Origin of the sequence: Chryseobacterium sp. (genome assembly GCF_045629545.1) — a bacterium.
Taxonomy (GTDB): domain Bacteria; phylum Bacteroidota; class Bacteroidia; order Flavobacteriales; family Weeksellaceae; genus Chryseobacterium.
Map to the genome: position 1 here is coordinate 22,051 of NZ_JAZQRK010000038.1, position 23,887 is coordinate 45,937.

General features: G+C 35.3%; 16 protein-coding genes. 8 read left to right on the forward strand and 8 right to left on the reverse strand.

Translation table 11 applies throughout. The features are described 5' to 3' along the window. The first annotated feature begins 8 nt into the window (after positions 1–8). The 5 genes from ACKI42_RS08860 to ACKI42_RS08880 all read left to right on the forward strand — a co-directional run bounded on the left by ACKI42_RS08860 (position 9) and on the right by ACKI42_RS08880 (position 12,529). Entirely contained in the window at positions 9–2,474 is a 2,466-nt protein-coding gene (locus tag ACKI42_RS08860; RefSeq protein WP_407404545.1) for a zinc-dependent metalloprotease, read from the forward strand. Beyond that, positions 2,474–2,947 carry a DUF6452 family protein gene (locus tag ACKI42_RS08865; protein WP_407404547.1) on the forward strand — a complete coding sequence of 158 codons (474 nt, stop codon included), beginning with the start codon at positions 2,474–2,476 and terminating at the stop codon, positions 2,945–2,947. Before ACKI42_RS08860 ends, ACKI42_RS08865 begins: the two co-directional genes overlap by 1 nt. Beyond that, entirely contained in the window at positions 2,913–3,572 is a 660-nt protein-coding gene (locus ACKI42_RS08870; RefSeq protein WP_407404549.1) for a DUF6048 family protein, read from the forward strand. The genes ACKI42_RS08865 and ACKI42_RS08870 overlap by 35 nt, the downstream gene beginning before the upstream one ends. 72 nt (positions 3,573–3,644) lie before the next feature. Further along, positions 3,645–6,641 carry a reprolysin-like metallopeptidase gene (locus ACKI42_RS08875; protein WP_407404551.1) on the forward strand — a complete coding sequence of 999 codons (2,997 nt, stop codon included), beginning with the start codon at positions 3,645–3,647 and terminating at the stop codon, positions 6,639–6,641. A 170-nt stretch (positions 6,642–6,811) separates the two neighbouring features. Then, on the forward strand, positions 6,812–12,529 hold the full coding sequence (locus ACKI42_RS08880; protein WP_407404553.1) for a GEVED domain-containing protein: 5,718 nt from the start codon (positions 6,812–6,814) through the stop codon (positions 12,527–12,529). A gap of 83 nt (positions 12,530–12,612) precedes the next feature. Here ACKI42_RS08880 and coaE read toward each other — a convergent pair whose 3' ends face one another. The 3 genes from coaE to ruvB all read right to left on the reverse strand — a co-directional run bounded on the left by coaE (position 12,613) and on the right by ruvB (position 15,215). After that, positions 12,613–13,242 carry a dephospho-CoA kinase gene (coaE, locus tag ACKI42_RS08885; RefSeq protein WP_407404575.1) on the reverse strand — a complete coding sequence of 210 codons (630 nt, stop codon included), beginning with the start codon at positions 13,240–13,242 and terminating at the stop codon, positions 12,613–12,615. 4 nt (positions 13,243–13,246) lie between these two features. Continuing rightward, positions 13,247–14,113 carry an MBL fold metallo-hydrolase gene (locus tag ACKI42_RS08890; protein ID WP_407404555.1) on the reverse strand — a complete coding sequence of 289 codons (867 nt, stop codon included), beginning with the start codon at positions 14,111–14,113 and terminating at the stop codon, positions 13,247–13,249. A 79-nt stretch (positions 14,114–14,192) separates the two neighbouring features. Continuing rightward, a complete protein-coding gene (gene ruvB, locus ACKI42_RS08895; RefSeq protein WP_407404557.1) occupies positions 14,193–15,215 on the reverse strand; it encodes a Holliday junction branch migration DNA helicase RuvB in 1,023 nt (340 codons plus the stop codon). Between the two features lie 72 nt (positions 15,216–15,287). On the opposite strand from ruvB, the gene hutI reads away from it, so the two are divergent. The 3 genes from hutI to ACKI42_RS08910 all read left to right on the forward strand — a co-directional run bounded on the left by hutI (position 15,288) and on the right by ACKI42_RS08910 (position 18,881). Further along, complete coding sequence (hutI, locus tag ACKI42_RS08900; protein ID WP_407404559.1) at positions 15,288–16,511, forward strand: imidazolonepropionase; 1,224 nt, start codon at positions 15,288–15,290, stop codon at positions 16,509–16,511. 21 nt (positions 16,512–16,532) lie between these two features. Next, the gene (gene hutG / locus ACKI42_RS08905) at positions 16,533–17,453 is read left to right on the forward strand and encodes a formimidoylglutamase (RefSeq protein ID WP_407404561.1); all 921 of its coding nucleotides are present in this window, start codon (positions 16,533–16,535) and stop codon (positions 17,451–17,453) included. Between the two features lie 135 nt (positions 17,454–17,588). Further along, positions 17,589–18,881 (forward strand): aldehyde dehydrogenase family protein, encoded by a 1,293-nt coding sequence (locus tag ACKI42_RS08910; RefSeq protein WP_407404563.1) that lies wholly within the window; start codon positions 17,589–17,591, stop codon positions 18,879–18,881. 65 nt (positions 18,882–18,946) lie between these two features. Here ACKI42_RS08910 and pyk read toward each other — a convergent pair whose 3' ends face one another. The 5 genes from pyk to ACKI42_RS08935 are packed head-to-tail and all read right to left on the reverse strand — an operon-like array spanning position 18,947 to position 23,124. Next, a complete protein-coding gene (gene pyk, locus ACKI42_RS08915; protein ID WP_407404565.1) occupies positions 18,947–20,392 on the reverse strand; it encodes a pyruvate kinase in 1,446 nt (481 codons plus the stop codon). After that, the gene (locus ACKI42_RS08920; protein WP_407404567.1) at positions 20,385–20,858 is read right to left on the reverse strand and encodes an IPExxxVDY family protein; all 474 of its coding nucleotides are present in this window, start codon (positions 20,856–20,858) and stop codon (positions 20,385–20,387) included. The genes pyk and ACKI42_RS08920 overlap by 8 nt, the downstream gene beginning before the upstream one ends. Next, a complete protein-coding gene (gene rnc / locus ACKI42_RS08925; protein WP_407404569.1) occupies positions 20,836–21,600 on the reverse strand; it encodes a ribonuclease III in 765 nt (254 codons plus the stop codon). Before rnc ends, ACKI42_RS08920 begins: the two co-directional genes overlap by 23 nt. A 10-nt stretch (positions 21,601–21,610) precedes the next feature. Further along, a complete protein-coding gene (gene fabF, locus ACKI42_RS08930; RefSeq protein ID WP_407404571.1) occupies positions 21,611–22,855 on the reverse strand; it encodes a beta-ketoacyl-ACP synthase II in 1,245 nt (414 codons plus the stop codon). 29 nt (positions 22,856–22,884) lie between these two features. Beyond that, positions 22,885–23,124: an acyl carrier protein gene (locus ACKI42_RS08935; protein WP_002976354.1), complete on the reverse strand. Its 240-nt coding sequence runs from the start codon at positions 23,122–23,124 to the stop codon at positions 22,885–22,887. Between the last annotated feature and the right edge of the window lie 763 nt (positions 23,125–23,887).

Genomic DNA, 23,887 nt, shown 5'->3' on the forward strand with positions numbered 1-23,887 from the left:
AACTGTTTATGAAGAAGAACTGTAAAGCCCTTATAATACTCGCATCTTTGGTATTTTGCCAATCTCAATTTTCTGCTCAGGTGAAAGAAACTGAAACTGCTAAAGTAGATACCGCAAAAGTAAAAAAAGACGACAAAAAGAAAAATTTGCTAAAACCTTACAAAGAAATTGTAACGGATAAAGCAATTTCAGATCAAGGTGTTTTTACAGTTCATCAAGTAGACGACAAATATTACTTTGAAATTCCGGATTCAGTTTTGAAGAAGGAATTTCTTTTGGTCACTCGTCTTACAAAAGCAGCTGCCGGCATGCGTACAGGTACTACCGGATATGCAGGAGATCAAATAGGGCAACAAGTAATTGCCTTTGAAAAAGGTGGAAAAGATAAAATCTATGTAAGATCCATCTCTTTTGTAGATTATGCCAAAGATTCTACCTCTGCAATGTACAATTCTGTTTCAAGAAATAATGTACAATCTATCATCAAAACTTTTGATGTAAAAACATATGGCGCACAAAATAAATCTTCTGTAATAGATGTTACAGATTTGTTGAATGCTGATACAGAATTTACTTCATTCTCTACTTCGGCTAAAGACGGATATAGAGTCGGAGCTTTTCAGAAGGATTTGTCGTTTGTAAATTTTGTTAAATCTTTCCCTACTAATATAGAAATTAATACCACAAAAACTTTTGCTAAAACTGCTGGTAAAGTAACACCTATACCAGGAAGAGAAGCTCCCAAAGTAAGTGGTAATTACACCGTAGAAATAAATTCTTCGTTTGTACTTTTACCCGAAAACAAAATGCAAGCAAGATATTATGATCCACGAGTAGGATATTTCACTGTTGGATACACAGATTTTGATTTGGATCCACAAGGTGTAAAAAGAATTTCTTTGGTAAAAAGATGGCGTCTAGAACCCAAACCTCAAGATTTTGAAAAATATCACAATGGTGAGGTGGTAGAACCTGCAAAACCAATTGTTTTTTATATAGATCCTGCTACTCCCAAAAAATGGGTCCCGTACTTGATTCAAGGAGTAAACGATTGGCAAAAGGCATTCGAAAAAGCAGGTTTCAAAAATGCAATCATTGCAAAAATTCCAGATCCGAAAGTAGATAAAGATTGGAGTTTAGAAGATGCTAGATTTTCGGCTATAGTGTACAAACCTTCTGATGTGCCCAATGCTTCGGGGCCTTCTATTGCAGATCCTCGTACAGGAGAAATTTTAGAAAGCCATATCAATTGGTATCACAACGTAATGCAATTGGTAAGAAACTGGTACTTTGTGCAAGCTTCACCAAATGATCCCAGAGCAAGAAAAATAGAATTTGATGATGCCTTGATGGGCGAGCTGATTCGTTTTGTTTCTTCTCATGAAGTAGGACATACATTAGGATTAAGACATAACCATGGATCTAGTTCTACAGTGCCTGTAGAAAAACTAAGAGATAAAAAATGGTTGGAAGCTAATGGGCATACACCATCTATTATGGATTATGCAAGGTTCAACTATGTGGCGCAACCCGAAGATAATATTGGTGAATCTGGTATTATGCCAAGAATAGGCGATTATGACGAATGGGCAATTAATTGGGGATATAGAAGATTCAAAGAATTCAAAACTCCTGAAGCTGAGAAAGAATATCTGAACCAATGGGTCATCAAAAATCTTAAAAATGAAAGATTGTGGTTCGGTACAGAATCTAACCCTTTAGACCCACGTTCTCAGAGTGAACAAGTAGGAGATAATGCTATGATTGCAAGCAATTATGGAATTAAAAATCTTCAAAAAATTGTAAATAATCTGGAAGATTGGACGAAAAAACCCAACGAAGGTTATGCAAATTTGGAGATGATGTACGACCAAGTGACCACTCAATTCAAAAGATATATTGGTCATGTTTCTAAATACATTGGTGGACAAATGGAAACACCAAAAACCACTGAACAATCGGGCTCTGTATATGAATTGGTTGCGAAAAAAGATCAGAAAGAAGCAATGAAGTTTTTAGAAAATCAGGTGTTTGCTACGCCACAATGGTTGCTGAAAAAAGAAATCTTTGAAAAAACGGGTAAAATGCCTGTAAAAACAGTTGAAGAAATTCAGAATGGAGTTTTCGCAAGAATTTTAAGCCCAATGATCCTGCAAAATATGTATCAGGCTCAGGCTATTGAGAATAATACGTATACTGTTTCAGAAATGCTAGCAGATCTTAATACAAATATTATCAAAAATGGACAAGTAGACATCTACAAAAGAAACCTACAAAGAAACTATGTAGAAACTCTCATTAAACTAATGTCAGGTTACGCTTCAGATAAATCTGATGTTCCTGCGTTAATAAGAGGTAATTTAAATTTAATTAAAAAAGAATTAACTTTAAAAAACAATTCTTCAGATCTTGTGAACCAATATCATTATGAAGATTTAATTTTCCGAATTGAAAAAGCATTAGACCCAAAATAATGAAAAATTTAAAATTTTTATTCTCCTTTGTTCTGCTACTATTACTTATGATTTCTTGTGGAAGCGATGACGATATCTGCGAAAGTGGAGAAGGTACACCAAGACTAAAAATGATGTTTAAGAGCGGAGATAAAACCACCATTCTAGATTCTATTAGAGTGTCTGCTGACTTAGGAACTGGTATGGTAGATTTCGATTGGAATAAAAATGCGAGCTCAGTAGTAGTTCCGTTACGAGTAGATGATTCTCCATATACAGATCTATATATCAAAACCTCCAAGAAAGGAGATTCTGCAATGGTGAGAGTAAACTATACTACAAAATCTATCTATGTTTCTCCGGGTTGTGGAGTGAAAAAGAATTATGAAAATCTGAGTTTTCAATTGTTAAAATCCAACCCTGTTGTAAAAGTAGAATCTGCACAAAATTTTATTGAAAATGAAGAAAAAACTAGTTTATACCTTATTTTTTAGTGTACTAAGTCTTTTGGCTACGGCACAAGAAAAACAGATTACTGAGAAAGCAAAAGAGAAATATCAACCGAATTTTATGGTAGGTATTGATGTTCTTAATACTGGAGTTTCTTTTTTTTCTGATAGGCAAATGATTCAAGGTTTTGTTTCTTCAAAAATAAAAGGGAATACGCATGGGATTATAGAAGCAGGTTTTGATAAAAATATTTATCAAAATAATGGTTATGACGCGAAGGCAAACGGACCATTTGTAAAATTGGGTGCTTTTTATATGCTTGCTAAAGATAAAGAGAATGAATTCAACGGTTTTTATGCAGGTGGTAAAGTGGCAGGATCTTTTTACAAACAAGAATATTTGGCAATTCCTATACGAGGATATGGAGGTAGTGCGTCTTCTGTATCTATGCCCGCATCTTCACAGTCGTCATTTTGGCTAGAGGGAACTTTAGGAGGAAGAGTACAGCTCTTTGAGTCTAATTTTTTTATTGATGTAAATATACAACCTAGATATCTTATCGTAGCCTCAAAGCAAGATGAAGTTGTTCCAATGATCGTTCCTGGATTTGGGAAAAGTTCTTCAAAATTTAATATGGGCTTCGCCTGGAATATTGCTTATAAGTTTTAACGAATTTTTCATTAAAAACAATAAATTATTGATTATTATCCCTATTTTTGGATAATATATAATTAATTTAAAATGAAAAGAATAATTACTACTGTGTTTTGTAGTTTAATTGGAAGTTTTTCTTTAGCACAGTGGACTCCCGCTAGGGCTACAGATAAATCGGCTGTAAAGCCAACAACAATTAAAAGCTACTATAAACTGGATTTAGCAAAAATCCAATCTCAACTTAAAAATGCTCAAGAATCTGGGCCAAATTCTAGAGCAATAGAAATTTCATTACCAACTCTAAGTGGTAAGGTTGAAAGGTTTGCTATATACAGTTTCCCTGTAATGGTAAAAGAATTAGCAGACAAATATGAATTAGGTTCATATGCTGGAGTAGGAATTGATGATCCTACCAAGTATGTTAGATTTTCTGTAGCTCCAAACGATTTTCAGTCTACAATTATCAAAGGTGGTGAGTATGAGTTTATTAGTCCAGAAGGTCCAGACAAGACAATATATTCCGTACATCCAAAGACAAATCCTAATACAGATGGTAAAAGTTTTGTATGTAATACAAAAGAAGATCCAACTTCTGTAAGGCAACTTGAAACTCTTTATAAGAAGGGTGCATCTTTTTCTAACCAACCAACTAATTTTGCCAAAAGTACAGATAAGAAATACAGAACAATACGTTTAGCAATTTCTACTACTGGTGAATATACTGCTTTTTTCGGTGGTCAGGCACAAGCACTAGCACAAGTTAACGCAACCATAACTAGAGTAAATGCTGTTTTTGAAAAAGATTTTGCTCTCCATATAAATGTACAAAATTATCCTCAGCTTATATTTACAGATGCAACTACAGATCCTTATGCTACAGTTGTAAATGCAAATGAACCCCCATCTTCATGGAACCTTTCGTTACAACAAACTCTAACTAATGTTGTTACGTCTGCTAATTATGATATCGGACACTTATTTGGTGCCTCTGGTGGAGGTGGAAATGCTGGCTGCATCGGATGCGTTTGTATAGATCCTACCAGTATTACTCCTTTAGGTAAAGGTGCTGGAATTACCTCTCCTGCTACTGGGTCTATAAATGCTTCTGCAACAAGACCTCCTTCTGGTGATTCTTTCGATATAGATTATGTAGCTCATGAACTGGGGCATCAATTAGGTGCAAATCATACTTTCTCACACAATATGCAAGGTAGCCCTGTACAAATGGAACCAGGTTCTGGTTCTACAATTATGGGTTATGCGGGTATTACAGGAGCATCTACTGATGTCCAGGCAAATTCTGATCCATACTTCCTATTAGGAAGTGTAATCCAAGTAGAAAATAATCTTGCAAGTAAAACATGTGATATAGAAACTACAATTGCAAACAATCCACCTGTGATTGCACCAATGCAAAGTTACTCTATTCCTAAAGGTACAGCGTTTGTTTTAACTGCTTCTGCAACAGACCCAGAAAATGACCCACTTACCTATACTTGGGAAGAGTTTGATAACACTAGTGAAGTTATTAATAAAAACAATTTAGGTACTACAATGACAGGAGCGACTTTCAGATCTTTACCTCCAAGCACAAGTCCTACTCGTTATTTTCCTAAATTACAATCCGTTCTTAATGGGGTTTTAAATAATGGTAATAATTTGTGGGAGGCAGTTTCTCAGGTTGCTAGAGCTACTACATTTACAGTTCATGTAAGAGATAATAATCCTAATGTTGCTCAACAGCAATCTGAATATGATGGATTAAATATTAATGTAGGGAACGATGGTCCTTTCAAAGTAAATTCTCAATATGCAAACGTTGGTGTACCCACTCCAGTACTATGGGATGTAGCAAATACCAATGCAGCTCCTTATAACGTTGCGAATGTTAAGATTGATTATACAACAGATAATGGTAACACATGGACTGTTTTATCTGCATTAACTCCTAATGATGGATCAGAAAGTTTTACTTTTCCCACATCAATGAATGGACAAATTATTAAGCTCAGAATATCAGCAATTAATAATGTCTTTTATGCAATTGGTGCAATTAATGTAGCAGCTTTCTCAGCATGTGATGGTACTGCTCCTTTAGCAGTAACTGCAAGCTCAATTACTTCAAATGGTGCAACTATAACTTGGTCACCTATAGCTAACGCAACTTATAATATTCGTTACAGAATCGTAGGGCAAAGTACATGGTTACAAACTACTTCTAACAACCCAATCTTATATTTAACAGGTTTATCCGATTCTGCCACTTATGAAGTACAAGTAGCTTCAGTATGTTCGGGAACTACAGGAGCTTACTCAGCATCTACTAATTTTGTTACAGCTGCAATACCATATTGTTCAGTTGCGAGTGAAAGTGGACAATACAATTATATCTCTAATGTTACTCTAGCGAATGTAAATAATACCACAACTGGATCTACATATTCAAATTTTACTAATAACGCAACATTACAAGCTAATTTATTACCAAACAGTACAAATACCATTAGTGTTTCCCTTTTTGCAACTCTTGCTGGTGCTACTATGAACGGAATGGCTGCTTGGATAGATTTTAATAGAAATGGAATATTTGAGGCGAATGAAAGAGTACTAAACAGACCATCAGGGACAATTGCAGTAGGAACAAATACAACTACTACTAGTACATTTACTGTACCATCTACAGCAGTACTAAATACCCCTTTGAGAATGAGAGTCGTTACTGTATTAATGACTGCGGCAAGTGTAGGAGCTAGTATACCAGATGACTTTGCATGTGGAAGTTTCCCGAATGGTGAAGCAGAAGATTATAATGTAATAGTAGCATCTCCACTTAGTACGAATGATAACACTAAACCGCAAGATGGTATTCAAATTTATCCAAATCCTGCAATTGATGTGATTATTGTAACCAAAGTTTCAGATAAGGCAACGTTTAAAATTTACAATGCGGCTGGACAATTGGTAAATAGTGGAACTATAAATGATGGTAAAATAAATGTGACTTCATTAATAAAAGGAACTTATGTTATTTCGATCAGTGATAAGAATGTAGAAAATTTCAGTTCTAAGTTTATCAAGAAGTAATAAAATCTCCCAAACACTTATAAATCCTCAGGTTTTTCCTGAGGATTTTTTTTATTCTAAATAATTTGTACTGTTTTATTGTATTACCTTTAAAAAAATAACTAATTATATGCGATGATATTAAAAAATGATTAGATTTGTGATTAATAATTTAATATTTTGAGAACGTTATGAAGAAAATTTTTACTTCTTTTTTGTTCTTCTTTTTGTCTGCCGCTATATGCGCTCAGTGGAGCCAAGCGACATTTAAGGGAGAAAAAGCTAAAGGAGGTCCAGACGTTAAGGACTATTACTCCTTAGATATTTCTCAACTAAAGTCACAATTACTAAAAGCACAGGAAGCAGGTAAAGATGCCAAACCAGTGATTATTAATTTGCCGACTTTAGATGGAGGAATTGAAGAGTTTGCGGTATACAGCTTTCCTGTTGTTGTACCAGAGCTCGCCACTAAATATGATCTAGGATCATATGCAGGAACTTCCTTGAAAGATCCTAGTAAATATGTACGATTCAGTACGGCACCTAATGATTTTCAATCGATGATTATCAAAGGAAATCATTATGAATTTATAGAGCCTGCAAACAAAGACAAAACAATCTATGGTATACATGCCAAGTCTAAAAAGTCTGATGCGGGATTCTTTTGTTCAACTAATGAGAGTCTAAAAGCAAAACAAAGTATTAGCTATCTATCTCAAAATGGATTTTCATTTGCCCATCAAGTAGGAGATTTCTCCAAAAACTCTGATAAAAAATACAGAACCATGAGATTGGCGATGTCTGTAACAGGAGAATATACCCAATATCATGGAGGAACAGTAGCTGGAGCCCTTGCAGCAATCAATGCTACCATTACAAGAGTAAATGGTGTGTTTGAGAAAGATTTTGCATTGCATCTAAATTTACAAAATTTCCCTAATGTCATCTATACCAATGCAGCTACCGATCCTTATTCTGCGGCAGCAGCAGGTGCAGGTGGAGCTTGGAATGGAGAATTACAAAATACACTTACTGCCAATGTGGGAAATGCCAACTATGACATCGGACATCTATTCGGTGCTTCTGGTGGAGGAGGTAATGCAGGATGTATAGGCTGTGTATGCATTAATCCAACTACTGCAGTACCGGATGGTAAAGGGTCTGGATATACATCTCCAGGTGATGGTATTCCTCAAGGAGATAATTTCGATATCGACTATGTAGCTCACGAAATGGGGCATCAACTAGGAGCAAATCATACTTTTGCTCATAGTATTAATGGCCAAATGCCTGGTGCTCTTATAGAGCCAGGGTCTGGTTCTAGTATTATGGGTTACGCAGGAATTACTGGGGTTAATACTAATGTTCAACTTCACTCTGACGCTTATTTTAATAGGTACAATATTAATCAAGTACAGGTGAATCTTATTTCTAAAACTTGTGACATCGAAACGGCCGTGACAAATAATCCACCCGTGATTGCAGATTTACCTACATACAATATTCCAAAATCTACCGCTTTTGTTCTTACTGCATCAGTTACAGATCCAGAGAACGATCCTATGACTTATAATTGGGAACAACAAGATGCGGCAACAGTAATTATTAATAAAGCGAACTTAGGAACTACAACCTCAGGCGCTACTTTTAGATCTGTAGCACCCTCTACAAGTCCAACAAGGTATTTTCCTGCTTTAGCTACGGTATTATCTGGTACAGTTTCTAGTCCTAATACTTGGGAAGCTGTATCTTCTATTGCTAGGACAACAAAGTTTTCCATCACAGCCAGAGATAATAATGCAATACCTACGCAGCAACAAACACAAAGTGCTGACCAAACAATTATTGTAGGAAATGATGGGCCCTTCAGAGTTACTAGTACGAATGCATATAATAGTGGTACCACTAATGTTACTTGGGATGTAGTAAATACAACGGCTGTTCCATATAATGTGTCCAATGTTAAAATTGACTATACGAAAGATAACGGTCTAACGTGGATTGTGCTTGCGGCTTCTACTCCTAATGACGGAAGTGAAGCTTTAACATTTACAGGTGTAAATGCTGGAGATGTAGTAAAAATTAGAGTTAGCGCTATTAATAACGTATTTTATGCCATAGGAAGTGCTACTGTGACTACAGTAGTGTTGTGTACCACCATTCCTACTACCATTAATATGTCTGCTATTACGCAAACACAAGCTAATGCAAGTTGGTCTGCAGCTGCGGGTGCTACTTACAATATTCAGTATCGTCCTATAGGAAGTTCTGCCTGGATATCCGCTACATCAGCAACTAACAGTATATTACTAACTGGATTAACGCCAGGAACAATGTATGAAATACAAGTGGCTAATGTGTGTTCTGGAATTCCAACAGGATTTTCGGCATCTACACAATTTACTACTGCAACTTTGAGCTATTGTCCTATCACTTCGGCGAGTGCTAGCTCTTATATTAATAATGTAAGTGTTATTGCTACCAATTCATATACCATGAGTAATAACTCAGGTGCTACTCCGTATTCAGATTTTTCTACCAGTGCACCTGCTTTAATTACTTTAATAAGAGGTTCTGCCAATAATACGCTATCAGTAGGAAGATTCATAGCATCAAGTACATATGCCACTTCTGCTTGGATAGATTTTAATGGAAACGGTGTATTTGAAGCAACCGAAAGAGTAATGAATTTACCTTATTCTAGTACAACTCCTGTTACTGCAACCTTCAATGTACCTGCCGGGGCATATGCTGGAACTAGCACGGTAAAGATGAGAGTAGTAATGTCTTATCTAACTATTACTGATCCTTGTGCAAACGTCACTTCTTCAGGTGAAATTGAAGATTATGCAGTGAAATTTGATAACCTTCAGCCATGTACTGCTGTAGCTCCTTCTAATATTGGAGTTTCTAATCTTACGGCAGCTACTGCAAATGTTTCTTGGGTTTCAACCGCGGGTGCTACTTATATTTTAAGATATAGAGTGGGAACTACGGGCGCATGGACTACCATAAATCCTGCTACCAATCCACAAACTATAACAGGTCTTACAGAACAAACGGGATACGAAGTGCAAGTGGCAACCATTTGTGGTGGAGTAACAAGTGCATTTTCGCCTAGTACTATTTTCACTACTCCGTCACTTACCTATTGCCCAGCAGTAGCTACTTCTGCAGACGAATTTATTTCAAATGTAACCATTACAGGAACAGGTGTAGCACCTATGGTGAGCAACTCTACATTGGGCATAGCTCCTTTTTATTCAGATTATACCGCAGATCCTGCAAGGTTAGTTACACTTATTAGAGGATCTGTTAATAATACTATATCAGTAAAAAGAGAGTGGCCAGGTACTCAGTACAGTAATGTGACCAAAGCTTGGATAGATTTTAATAGAAATGGTACATTCGAAGATTCTGAAAGAATTTTACAATCTCCTTCAAATACTGTCGCAGTAGTGAACGCTACATTTAATGTTCCAGTAGCAGGTACTTATGCAGGTAATTTACTTCTAAGAATGAGAGTTATTACGAGCGAATCTTCCACCACGCCGGCATGCGGATCATTTAGTTACGGCGAAGTAGAAGATTATTCAGTGAAATTAATAGATTTACTTCCTTGTACTACAGCGCCACCATCTCTACAATCGGTTACCAATCTTACGGCTACTACAGCGTATGTATCTTGGTTACCTGCGGCGGGTGCTTCTTACAGAATTCGTTGGAGACAAGGTACTACAGGGGCGTGGTTGCCTACACCTTTAGGATATTTAGATTTACCAGCTGGACAAAGTTTCTATACAATTACAGGACTTACGGAGCAAACAAATTATCAAGTTCAAATCATGACGATTTGTAATGGTACTGCGGGAACATTTGGTACTTCAATTCCATTCACAACGCCACCATTGACGTATTGCCCAATGGTTGGTACGGGTACAAACGATTATATTTCTAATGTAAAAGTAACCCCAGTTAACTTCCCTGTAATGAGTAACACTTCATTGCAGACCAACTATATTAGTTATACAACGCCAGCTACCTTAATCAACTTGGAAGTAGGCTCAGCAGGAAACCAAATTATAGTTTCTAAAGCGTGGCAAAACTCAAGTTATAGTGATGCGGTATATGCTTATATAGATTATAATAGAGATGGTGTTTTTGCAGATTCCGAAAGAATAATGACTTCGGCTGCAAGTACTACTACACCAGTTATCGCTACATTCACTGTGTCTAATACAGTGTATACAGGGCCTTATACTACAACAATGAGAGTAGTTCTTAAACGTTCTAGTGCACCAGCGATGTGTGCAGATCCTGCGAATGGTGAAGTTGAAGATTATGCAGTAAGGCTAAAACCTTGTAGTAATGTAGCACCTAGTACACCTACATTTAATACAATTACTCATACATCTGCAACAGTAACATGGACTCCAGCTGCCAATAATAACTCTTATATTTTACAGTACAGACCGGTTACAAATCCTGTGTCTGCGTGGACTACTGTAAATGTATCTGCTATTGCTGGTAATCCACCTGTAGTGCTTGCAAGTCTTATACCTGCTACTTTATATGAAGTTCAAATAGCAGCTGTTTGTGGTGGAGGCCCTGGATCGTTTACACCAATTAGAACATTTATTACACGTTGCGACCCTACACCTCCAAATGTTGTGATAAGCAATGTTACTGCAACATCAGCAGTAGTTACATGGAACCCAACTGTAGTGAGTGCTACATATTCAGTGAGATACAGAGAAGTAGGAAGTGCAACTTGGACAACTATTAATAACTTAGTTCCTCCAGTGAATTCTTACACTATTACAGGTTTGTCTTCTTATAAAATATATGAAGTACAAGTATCTAACACATGTGTAGGTGAAACCACTAATAACCCATGGTCAAATCCACAAGTATTTACTACAGTTAGAGTTTGTGAGGTTCCACCACCTAACTTTACCATTACACAACTCACACCGACTACAGCTGAGGTTCATTGGGATCCGTTCCCAGGAGCAACTTATATCTTAAGATATAGAAAAGTAGGAATTCCGAGCTGGACAATGGTTCCAGTAAATAATCCAACGTATACAATTACAGGATTATTAGAATTAACAAAGTATGAAATGCAAGTAGTAAATGTATGTTCTGGTACTCCAGGTAATTATACAGATCCTTACTTCTTTACAACGCCAACTGTAGCTTATTGCCAAATGTCTTCTTCAAGTTCTACAACAGAATTTATTTCTAAGGTAACGGCAAAACCAGATGGTAAACCAGTAATGATTAATGAATCAGGTGCATCCAACTATACCGATTATACTGGCGTACCTGATAACTATATAGAAATGGTACAAGGAACTAGCAATAACCAAATTATTATTGATAAGAAACTTGGTTCTGGCGTTTCTGCTGGTGTAGCAGTTTGGATAGACTTCAACCGTAATGGTTATTTTGATCTAAACGAAAGAATTATGGCAGACGGACCAAATGGAAATCCTACAGCAAGTGCTACTTTTGCAGTACCAGCTGATGCATTTGTAAGTATGACAGACTACAAATATGTAGTGATGAGAGTAGCGATGCAAAAAGATGGTATCCCTGTAAATTGTCTAAGCTTCCAAAATGGTGAAGTAGAAGATTATACAGTGAGAATCTCTAAGCAACCTGCACCTAATTCTGTAAACCAGACTGATATATTGATATATCCGAATCCTGTAAGTACAATATTGTATGTGAAAAACATCAGTAAAAAAGCAACTTACAAAATATATGCTTCTTCTGGACAATTGGTTTCAAATGGTTATATTTTAAATAATAAAATAGACGTAAGTAAACTAATCAACGGAGTATATGTGATCGATATTGAAGATGTACAAGGTACAGTACAGAAAAAATTCATCAAAGAATAAAGTTTAAATAAGAAAGGCTTTCCAATTGGAAAGCCTTCTTAATAAAACAAAAAAACCTCATATTAATGTGAGGTTTTTTCGTTTTATTCTATTTCAAAAATTACTTTCTCAGTCTGATCTTTTAAGTCATCAAGATTGGTATTGTTATAGATGATGTAATCTGCCAATTTTATCTTATCTCGTTCCTGCATTTGGTTATTCATTACAGATTCTACCTCACGATAGGTTTTCCCATCTCTATCCATCACTCTTTTTAGACGGATATTGTCTTCAGCAGTTACTAGTAGAGACTTGTAACAATCAAGATGAAGATTCAATTCAAATAATAAAGCAGTTTCCTTGAAGACTAAATATTTGGTTTGCTGACTTACCCAATTATTAAAATCTAGTCTTACTGCAGGATGAATAATATTATTAAGCTTTTGCAAAAGTTCATCGTCATTAAAGACTTTTTTACCTACAAACTTTCTGTCATATAATCCTTGATGATCGTAAGCTTCATTGCCAAGTAAATCTTTAATTTTAATTTTTAAATTCTCATCCTCATTCACAATTGCTTTTGCTCGGTCATCCGAATAATATACAGGAAATCCGCAGTTTTCGATATATTGTGCAACGGTCGATTTACCAGATCCAATACCACCAGTTAATCCAATAATTTTGGAACTGGGTTCTGGCTCTAGATAATTTGATTCTATATTTTGTTCTTCCATACTATTAATACCCAAATACTTCATTGAAACTAAACGTTTCATCCAATCGAACTCCCTTCTCAGTCATTTTCAAACTAGCCAACTCATGATAAGCATCATGCTCGAAAAATAATAGGTATTCGTTATCCACACATTGTTTTAAAAATTTGCTTTTTTCCTCTAAAGTAAGCAATGGTCTTGTATCATATCCCATAACATATACAGGTGGAATGTGACCCACGGTTGGGATAAGATCTGCTGCAAATACAATTGTCTTTTCTTGGTATCTGATCACAGGAAGCATTTGCTTTTCTGTGTGCCCATCTACAAATATCACGTCCATTTTTAGATCAGGCGCAAATCCAAAATTTCCAGTTACAGGAAGTTGTAAGAAGTTTAGCTGTCCGTTTTCTTGGATCGGCATTATATTTTCTTTCAAGAAACTTGCTTTTTCTCTAGCATTTGGTTCGGTAGCCCATTGCCAATGATTTTCATTGCTCCAGATATTTGCATTTTTAAAGGCTGGTCTGTAACCCGATTTGTCATCATTCCATTCTATAGCTCCACCGCAGTGGTCGAAATGAAGATGCGTCAAAAAAACGTCTGTAATATCTTCTTTTACGAAACCATATTTTTTCAAATTTTTATCCAAATTATCATCACCCCAAAGAGAGTAATGACCAAAAAATTTGTCGTCTTGTTTATTACCTAGTCCACAATCTATAAGGATAAGTTTTTTTCCATCTTCCACAAGAAGAGACCGTGTGCCTAGTTCGATGAGGTTTTTTTCGTCTGCAGGATTCGTTTTTTCCCACAAACTCTTTGGGACGACCCCGAACATTGCGCCGCCGTCCAGCTTAAATTTTCCACATTGTATTGGATAAAGTTTCATATATATAATTTGATTAGTTAGTTCTTTTTTTATCTAAATTTTTATTCTAATTTGAAATATAATTAAATTTAAATACTCATTAAAATAGTTCTCCTGGTCTTTTTGGAGTAGCAATATTAAGATGCTGATAGGCTTTATCTGTAACCTCTCTTCCTCTAGGCGTTCTAATAATGAAACCTTCTTGTATCAAAAATGGTTCGTATACTTCTTCCAAGGTTTCAGGATTTTCACCTATGGATGTGGCGAGTGCAGAAATACCTACAGGTTTCCCTTTGAAGTTTTCTATCATCACTCGCATAATTTTATTATCCATATCATCCAACCCGAATTCATCTACATTCAAAGAATTAAGCGCATAGATGGTGATATTTATTTCAATTTCACCATTACCTTTTATTTCAGCAAAATCTCTCACTCTTCTTAGCAAAGCATTGGCTATTCTCGGAGTACCACGGCTTCTTCTTGCAATTTCTATCGCTGCATCTTCATAGATTACTACACCCAAAACTCTTGCACTTCTAATGATAATCATAGAAAGAAGTTCTATAGAATAATACTCGAGTCTACTTTGGATACCAAATCTTGCCAACATTGGCTTAGTAAGCATTCCGCTTCTGGTAGTAGCTCCTACAAGGGTAAAGGGATTAAGACCAATTTGTACACTTCTCGCATTTGGCCCAGATTCTAGCATAATATCTATCTTAAAATCTTCCATTGCAGAATACAAATATTCTTCAACAATTGGCGATAAACGGTGTATTTCATCAATAAAAAGCACATCGTTTTCTTCCAAATTAGTGAGTAATCCTGCCAAACTTCCTGGTTTATCTAATACAGGGCCAGAAGTTATTTTGCAATTTACTCCTAGTTCATTAGCGATAATATTAGATAAAGTGGTTTTTCCCAATCCTGGTGGACCGTGTAATAATACGTGGTCTAGTGCTCCACCTCTATTTTTAGCTGCCGCTACAAAAACTTCTAGATTTTCCAAAGTTTTTCTCTGTCCGGCAAAGTCTTTAAAGGTCTGCGGACGAATTTTTTCTTCCTGCATGAGTTCATCATCGGAGTAGTTTTCCTTATCAGGTTGTAAAAAATCTTGCATTAATTCATTTCATTTACCTCAAAGATAGGAAATTTAGGTCAAGTCTGAAATTGTATTTGTAAATTAGCAAGCATGAAATTAATAGGGCCATTTAAGCAAATTGTAACTCTTAATAATCTTCCATTGCGAGGAAAATTATCTGATGAACAACTTGAAATCATCTCTGATGGTGGAATTTTAATTGAAGAAAATAAAATTCTGAAAGTAGGTGATTTTGAAAATTTAAAATCAAATAACAATAACGCTGCATTAGAATTGATAGAAGATGAGCAAATTCTACTTCCTGCATTTGTAGATGCACATACCCACATTTGTTTTGGTGGAAATCGTGCCAATGATTTTGCGATGCGTAATGCTGGTAAAACCTATCTAGAAATTGCACAATCTGGTGGTGGCATCTGGAGCTCTGTTCAACATACAAGATCTGCATCTGAGGAAGAATTACTAAAAACACTTTTAGAAAGAATAAATACACTAATTTCATTAGGAATTACAACCATTGAAATAAAAAGTGGTTACGGATTGGACGTAGAGAACGAATTGAAAATGCTAAGGATTATTAAAAAAGCACAATCTCTAACTTCTGCTACCATAGTTCCCACTTGTCTTTCTGCACACCTGAAACCAAGAGATTTTGAAGGCAGTAATGAAGAATACCTTAATTTTATCATAGAACAAATTTTACCTAGAGTAAAAGAAGAAAATCTAGCAAACCGCGTAGATATATTTATAGAAAAGTCTGCATTTTTACCTGAAGAGAGCAAAGAATTTTTGCTTAAAACTAAAGAATTAGGTTTTGACATTACAGTTCACGCAGATCAATTTACGCCAGGTAGTTCTAGAATTGCCGTTGAAGTTGGCGCACAATCTGCAGACCATCTAGAAGCAACTATTGATGAGGATATAGACTTTATTGCAAAATCTGATACTGTAGCTATCGCTTTGCCTGGCGCAAGTTTAGGATTGGGAGAAAAATTTACACCTGCAAGAAAATTATTAGATGCAGGCGCAATTGTGGCCATTGCTAGCGATTGGAATCCAGGTTCTGCACCTATGGGAAATTTAGTTACTCAAGCTTCAATATTAGCAACTTACCAAAAGTTATCTACTGCAGAAGTTTTGGCGGGTCTTACTTATCGGGCTTCATATGCTTTAGGATTAAAGGATAGAGGTATTTTGGCCACAGGATATAAAGCAGATTTCGTAAGTTATAAAACGGATAATTTTCAAAATATACTATATAATCAGGGAAGTTTAAAACCTGAAAATGTTTATATTGATGGATATAAAATCTAATCAATTTAATTTTAATAACCTATGAATAGCATTTGGCAAGGAAGACACGATGGTGATGATGCTTTACATCACAGAGTATTTCAAAGAATTAATGTAGAATGTGATTATGAAGTAATCTCAACTAATGATTTCGTTTTGCATGGGTTTGCTGTAGATGAAGGCGTTGCTAGAAATAAAGGAAGAGTAGGCGCGCAGAAGGCTCCAGATATTATCCGTAGAAATATGGGTAATTTTCCCGTAATACGTCCTTATTTTTCTTTATTAGATTTCGGAAATACAGAATGTGTAGATGGTAATCTAGAAAAAACTCAACAAGGATTTGCTAGTAAAATTTCAACTGCCTTATTAAAAGGTGGAAAATCTATTGTTTTGGGTGGCGGTCATGAGGTTACATTTGCACATTATTCTGGAATTAAAAATGCTTTCCCTGATAAAAAAATAGGAATAATAAATATCGATGCTCATTTTGACAATAGAAAACCCGAACAGGGAGTAGGAGCAACTTCAGGAACAGGTTTTTGGCAAATTGCTCAGGAGGGAGAAATCAATTCTTTGCATATCGGGATTCAAAGAAATTCTAATACGCTTAAATTATTTGATACGGCGCATCAGTTTGGGATGAAATATATCTTGGCTGATGAAATTTTTTTCGAAAATTTACCTTCCATTTATCAACGTATTAATGATCTTTTAGTCAGTGTAGACGTGATGTATTGTACTATTTGTATGGATGTTTTCAATGCCTCTATTTCTCCTGGCGTTTCGGCATCAGCATATAATGGGATATTTACAGATGCTGCTTTTATGCACCTTTACAAAAATATATTGCGTAGCGACAAATTGGTTGCACTCGATGTTGCCGAAGTAAACCCTGAATTTGATGTGCAAGATAGAACTGCAAGGTTGGCAGCTACTTTGGTCAATGAATGGTTTATGATTTAATACAATTATTAATCTTATAGAAACAATCAACTTTTTTAATTACACTAAGGAATAAAATTTGATTCCTTACCTCTGCTTAATCCAAAAGCAGGAAAAAAATTCATGACTTGGATTTTTTTAAAATGATATTATAACATGGACTTATCAATAGAAAAAAAGCTTATAAAAGCTGACAAAGCCTTTAAAGAATGGAGAAATGTACCATTCGGAGACAAACAGAAACTCATTGCAAAAGCAGCAGAATTATTTAAAAATAAAGCTGAAATTTTTGGTGAAATCATAACGAAAGAAATGAACAAACCCATTACGCAAGCAATATCTGAAGTCGGAAAAAGCGCAATGATGATGAATTATTATGCAGAAGCTGATAATGTACTAAAAGCAGAAAAAATAGAATCTGAACATGCAATTTCTGAAATCCATTATGCACCAAAAGGAGTAATCTTGGGTGTTATGCCTTGGAATTTTCCCTTCTGGCAAGTACTCAGATTTGCTACGCCAGCAATTTTAGCGGGAAATACGGTAGTTTTGAAACATGCATCCATTTGTTTTGGAAGCGGTAATGCTATAGAACAAGTTTTCTTGGAAGCTGGTTTTCCCGAAGGTGTTTTCCAAAATTTGGAAGTTGGGCATAAGGAAGTGAAAGAAATCTTGGAGCACAAAACGGTAAAAGGTGTAAGTCTTACGGGAAGTGAGAAAGCAGGTGCTGAAGTGGCATCTATCGCTGGTAAGGCAATTAAGAAATCTTTGCTTGAATTGGGTGGTAGTGATGCTTTTATAGTTCTAGAGGATGCTAAATTGGATGATGCCGCGAAATTTGGTGCTTTAGCTAGATTACAGAATTGTGGTCAGACTTGTGTTGCGGCTAAAAGATTTATTATTCAAAAATCAGTTGAAAATGAATTCTTGCCCAAACTTATTGCTGAATATAAGAAATTTGTGATTGGTGACCCGATGGACAAAAACACAAAAATCAGTGGAATGGCTAGGCCAGATTTGGCAGACGACCTAGAAAACCAATATAAAAGAGCATTAGAAAATGGAGCAGAGGTAATTTTGCCCTTAGAAAGATTATCAGAAAATCAATTTAATCCTGGGTTGATGTACGTAAGGAAAGGAAACCCAATCTTACAAGAAGAATTATTCGGGCCATTAGGTATGGTCATGATTGCTGATACAGACGAGGAAATTGTTGAATTAGCCAACAATATCCCATTTGGACTTTCTAATTCTGTATGGACTAAGGATCTAGATCGTCAACAATATTACATTAATGAACTAGAATCGGGTACCGTAAATATCAACAGAATGACGAGTTCTGATCCCCGTTTTCCTTTTGGTGGTACAAAGTCGTCAGGTTATGGTACAGAGCTTTCTCTATTAGCCTTAAAAGAGTTTGTCACTGCGAAAACTGTTTTAGGAAAATAAACCAAAAAATAAACCCCAAAGAAATTCATCTTCGGGGTTTATTATTATATTTAAGGAGTAATTTACTAGATTGTAGTTAATCTCAAAGTATTGGTTTTTCCTCCTTCGAAAGATGGAGTAGCATTGATGTTGATAACGAAATCTCCCGTTTCTATATAACCATGATTATGCGTCAACATATTAACTTGGATGATGGTTTCATCAGTAGGTTTATTCATATCGTAGTAGTAAGCACGAACACCCCAAAGTAGGTTTAGCATCGTGATTACTCTCTTATTTCCACTGTATACAATAATGTGAGAATTTGGTCTATGTGCAGAAAGTTGGAATGCGGTATATCCTGAATGCGTCAGCGTAACGATAGCGGTTACATTGGTGCTCTTTGCAATCCTTACGGCTGCGAGACAAATTCTATTCGTGATAAATCTCTCATCGATACAATTGTAATCTTTTTCTATTGGCTCATTTTTATGCTGATAAAAATTGGTCTGTTCTATATTCTGAACAATCTTTGCCATATTTTCTACCACTTGTACAGGATATCTACCTACCGAGGTTTCACCAGATAGCATTACAGCGTCAGCACCGTCCAGTACAGAGTTGGCAACATCATTCACCTCAGCTCTTGTCGGCGTAAGGCTATTAATCATGGTTTCCATCATCTGAGTAGCAATAATTACTGGCTTAGAATAAAATCTTGCTCTTTCTACCAAGTTTTTTTGGATAGCAGGAACTTCTTCCATAGGAACCTCCACACCTAGATCACCACGAGCAACCATAAGTCCGTCACATTCTAATAATATTTCTTCAATATTTTTTACCCCTTCAGGCTTTTCAATTTTAGCAATAATTGGAGTCTTCATGTGCCCTTTAGGGTGATTTTTAATCAATTCCTTAAGGTCTTTAATATCTTGGGCGTGACGAACAAAAGAAAGTGCCATCCAATCTACTTCGATGTCCAACATAAAGTTGGCATCCTCAATATCTTTTTCTGTAAGCGCAGGAAGCGAAACATTGGTATTAGGTAAATTAACACCTTTTTTAGAGCTAAGAGGCCCTCCTTGTATTGTTTTTGCTTTTACAGTATCTATCTTGTTGGTTTCCGTAACCTCTAATACTAATTTACCATCATCAATAAGGATTCTTTCACCTACATTTACATCTTGAGGAAACTGCTGATACGTCATATATACTTTAGTAGCATCACCTTCCATTTTTTCATTGGTAAAGGTAAGAATGTCTCCTGGATTCAAATAAGAACCTTCTTTTACCACACCTACTCTCAGTTTAGGTCCTTGCAAATCTCCTAAAATACTAACTGAAAATCCGTATTCTTTATTGAGTGATCTGATGATTTCTATATTCGAGCGAACTAGATCATAGTCAGCGTGAGAAAAATTAATTCTAAAAACGTCAACACCAGCTTTCATTAAATCTAGCATTACCTCTCTTGAAGATGATGCAGGGCCTAGAGTTGCGATTATTTTTGTTTTCTTTAAATTTTTATTCATAGTATTGGATTATTTGATAAAGTTCTTCTTCAGAACTCAATTTGTATTCTTGTACAGGAAATACAAGATTTTCAGGCAGCAAAATTACGGAAAAATCAGCAAAATGTTCAGAACATAGTAGAATATATTCCACTTCGCTCTGATTATTTAATAAATATTTAATATTCTCTTCATATAGGAAGAGTTCTGTTGGTGTTTTTTTTTGCTTATTTTGCGAAGAACGGTTAGAAATGAAAGTGAATCGGGTCTTTGAGGATTTATGATATCCTTCAAATCTTGGAAAATAGTGATTGTAATAATTGCTATGTAAAATAAGATCATCAATCCTAGAAAATGAAAAATGATTATGATTATTTAGTTTAAAGAAAAACTCATGATCTGGTATATGCTTTGTTAATCTTACCAGAGCGATGGTAATATCATCAAATTCTATGTCATCAAAATCATAAAGTTTTTGGTTTTCCAAGAATATTTTCTTTTTTATTTAAAATATAAAATGCTCTTTGTGCTGCTTTTTCTTCTGCTTTTTTCTTTGAAGTTTCAGAGGCATTAGTTAATTTCTCGTTTCCAAGCCATACATTACACCTAAAAATAACACTTTTATTTATATGACACTCCTCCATAGTTTCATATTTTATATGAATTTTCTTTTTCTGGCTCCATTCTAGTAAAAGTCCTTTGTAGCTTACAATCTTATTTTCTAGCTTATTGATCTCTTCGGGAGTCAGTAGTCTTTCCAGAACTATCTTTTTGCACGTATCATACTGCAAATCTAGGTAAATTGCGCCAATAAGAGCTTCAAAAAGATTCCCCGAAATATTTTCTCCCAGAGCAACTCCAGAATTTGTATGTTGAAGAAGAGAAATGAGTTTTAAATCTTCGCCTAATTTATTAAGATTTTTTCTATTTACGATTTTAGATTTCATCTGTGTCATGTATCCTTCATTTGCCTTTGGATAGGTATGAAATAAGTGACAAGAGATAATTGTACCCAAAACTGAATCTCCCAAAAACTCTAGCCTTTCGTAATTGACATCGTGATTCTTAGAAGAACTTTTGATTGAGAAAGCTTCTTGGTAAAAGTCTATATTCCTCACAGAAATGCCCAAAATCTTATTGAGTTCTGTTGTGAGAAAATATTCTCTATCCGTTAGCTTTCTTTTTCTTTGTTTGATAAGGAATTTAGAAAAGTATTTCTGTAACTCCATCTAGTATAAATTAGATTTTCTTAAATAGAACGCAAGCGTTGTGACCACCAAAACCGAAAGTGTTACTCATGGCTACTCTTACTTCTTTTTTTACAGGCTCGTTAAATGTGAAATTCAATCTCGCATCTATTCTTTCATCATCTGTAAAATGATTTATCGTAGGCGGTACAATACCATGAATAATTGTCCCTAATGCTGCTATAGCTTCAATAACACCAGCTGCACCTAAAAGGTGACCTGTCATTGATTTTGTAGAATTAATCTGAATATCGCTAGCGTGCTCGCCGAATATTCTAGATATTGCGTTAGACTCTGCGATATCTCCTAATGGAGTAGAGGTACCATGCATATTGATGTGGTCTACTTCATCAGCAGATAAACCTGCGTCTTCCAAACAATTCTTCATCACAAGATAAGCACCAAGGCCTTCTGGATGTGGAGCGGTCATATGATATGCATCAGCACTCATACCACCACCTAGTAATTCTGCATAGATAGTTGCCCCACGCTTTTTTGCATGTTCGTATTCTTCAAGTATAATGCTTCCTGCGCCTTCACCCAACACAAAGCCATCTCTGTCTTTATCAAATGGTCTTGAAGCCGTAGTAGGATCCTCATTTCTTGTAGAAAGTGCCATCATTGCATTGAAACCTCCAACGCCACTGGCTGTTACGGCAGCTTCAGAGCCTCCGCATACAATAACGTCTGCTTTGCCCAGTTGGATTAGCATTTTAGAATCAATTAATGCATTTGCAGAAGAAGCACACGCAGATACAGTAGTATAATTGGGACCATGAAAGCCGTACTCAATAGAGATATGTCCTGGTGTAATATCCGCAATCATCTTTGGAATAAAAAATGGATTAAATCTTGGAATTTCAGTGTTTGCCCATCCTAAAACTTCCGTTTCAAATGTTTCTAATCCACCAATTCCAGATCCCCAAATAACCCCAACTCTGTTTTTATCTACATTGTCCTCCATTATTCTTGAGTGAGCCACTGCTTCTCTAGCAGCTACTAACCCAAGTTGGGTATTTCGGTCCATTTTTTTTGCTTCCTTTTTATCAAAATGTTGCAATGGATCGAAATCTTTTACCTCGCAGGCAAATTTTGTTTTAAAATTTGTGGCATTAAAAAGAGTAATAGGAGCGGCTCCGCTCTTACCTTTTAACAGGCTTTCCCAGTATTCATTCGCATTATTACCGACGGGTGTTATTGCGCCAAAACCAGTTACAACTACTCTTTTTAATTCCATAAATCTTTTAATTTCTTTGTTGAAGAATATTATTTATTTACTACTTCTTCAATATAAGCAATAGCGTGCCCTACAGTAGTAATTTTTTCAGCTTGATCATCAGGGATTTGAATATTAAATTCTTTTTCAAATTCCATGATAAGCTCAACTGTATCTAGTGAGTCAGCTCCTAAATCATTTGTGAAGCTAGCCTCAGGAGTTACCTCTGTTTCTTCAACGTCAAGCTTATCAGCGATGATAGCTTTTACTCTTGATGCAATGTCTGACATAGTAAATTCTTTTTTTATTGTTAGATTCTGCAAATATATAAAATTCTTTAGGATAATGCATTTTTTTATAGAATTTTGTGGTCAGATAATTTACAAAAAATACTTTAAAAATTTATTGTTTTCGTTATCAGTAGGTTAAGTTGTATTTGTTCGATAACTATTTTACGAATTAGTCGAAGTATTTTTTTTAATAATTTATTAATTCAATTATAATTATCTCATCTTTGTCACTTTATCTTTTATAGTTGAGGATTTTTTTTGTGCAAGTAAAAGCCTGTTGATATCTTACACAGCTCTGTAATTTAATCTAATTTTATTGTTTATATTCAATAATAGCATCACTTTATTGCAAAAAAAAAGACACTTCGCTAAAAGTGCCTAATTTCGTGAGTTGTGGAGTTGGAGGGATTCGAACCATCTCTTTAAATCTCTTTATTTATCGACATTTTTTTCAAATTGAAGCTCAGCTACTCACCGAATTACTCACTTTGGAAATGTAGGTTTTTGATTCGTTTTGCAAATCAAATATAATAACTTCTTTTGTATTTTAAGGAATAAATATTGAAGTTTTTTATGAGAGATTAGAAATGGGTTGTACTCAAAATTGTAAGGCTTTTTGCTTAGAACCTGAGTTCGATTGTAAATTTAGAATAAATAGCTTGTGATAAAAGGCAAAAATTAGTATCTTTAAGTTTCTGACATTTAATGATTTAACTAAGATTTGCCTTATGATTTGTTTTGATAAAATTACGGATATTTATTC

Bases quoted from the DNA above. Each gene is read 5' to 3' on its own strand.
- ACKI42_RS08865 (WP_407404547.1), top strand. From the start codon at position 2,474: ATGAAAAATTTAAAATTTTTATTCTCCTTTGTTCTGCTACTATTACTT.
- ACKI42_RS08870 (WP_407404549.1), top strand. From the start codon at position 2,913: ATGAAGAAAAAACTAGTTTATACCTTATTTTTTAGTGTACTAAGTCTT.
- fabF (WP_407404571.1), bottom strand. From the start codon at position 22,855: ATGGAATTAAAAAGAGTAGTTGTAACTGGTTTTGGCGCAATAACACCC.
- ACKI42_RS08880 (WP_407404553.1), top strand. From the start codon at position 6,812: ATGAAGAAAATTTTTACTTCTTTTTTGTTCTTCTTTTTGTCTGCCGCT.
- ruvB (WP_407404557.1), bottom strand. From the start codon at position 15,215: ATGCAAGATTTTTTACAACCTGATAAGGAAAACTACTCCGATGATGAA.
- coaE (WP_407404575.1), bottom strand. From the start codon at position 13,242: ATGGAAGAACAAAATATAGAATCAAATTATCTAGAGCCAGAACCCAGT.
- ACKI42_RS08890 (WP_407404555.1), bottom strand. From the start codon at position 14,113: ATGAAACTTTATCCAATACAATGTGGAAAATTTAAGCTGGACGGCGGC.
- hutI (WP_407404559.1), top strand. From the start codon at position 15,288: ATGAAATTAATAGGGCCATTTAAGCAAATTGTAACTCTTAATAATCTT.
- rnc (WP_407404569.1), bottom strand. From the start codon at position 21,600: ATGGAGTTACAGAAATACTTTTCTAAATTCCTTATCAAACAAAGAAAA.
- hutG (WP_407404561.1), top strand. From the start codon at position 16,533: ATGAATAGCATTTGGCAAGGAAGACACGATGGTGATGATGCTTTACAT.
- ACKI42_RS08875 (WP_407404551.1), top strand. From the start codon at position 3,645: ATGAAAAGAATAATTACTACTGTGTTTTGTAGTTTAATTGGAAGTTTT.
- pyk (WP_407404565.1), bottom strand. From the start codon at position 20,392: ATGAATAAAAATTTAAAGAAAACAAAAATAATCGCAACTCTAGGCCCT.
- ACKI42_RS08935 (WP_002976354.1), bottom strand. From the start codon at position 23,124: ATGTCAGACATTGCATCAAGAGTAAAAGCTATCATCGCTGATAAGCTT.
- ACKI42_RS08860 (WP_407404545.1), top strand. From the start codon at position 9: ATGAAGAAGAACTGTAAAGCCCTTATAATACTCGCATCTTTGGTATTT.
- ACKI42_RS08910 (WP_407404563.1), top strand. From the start codon at position 17,589: ATGGACTTATCAATAGAAAAAAAGCTTATAAAAGCTGACAAAGCCTTT.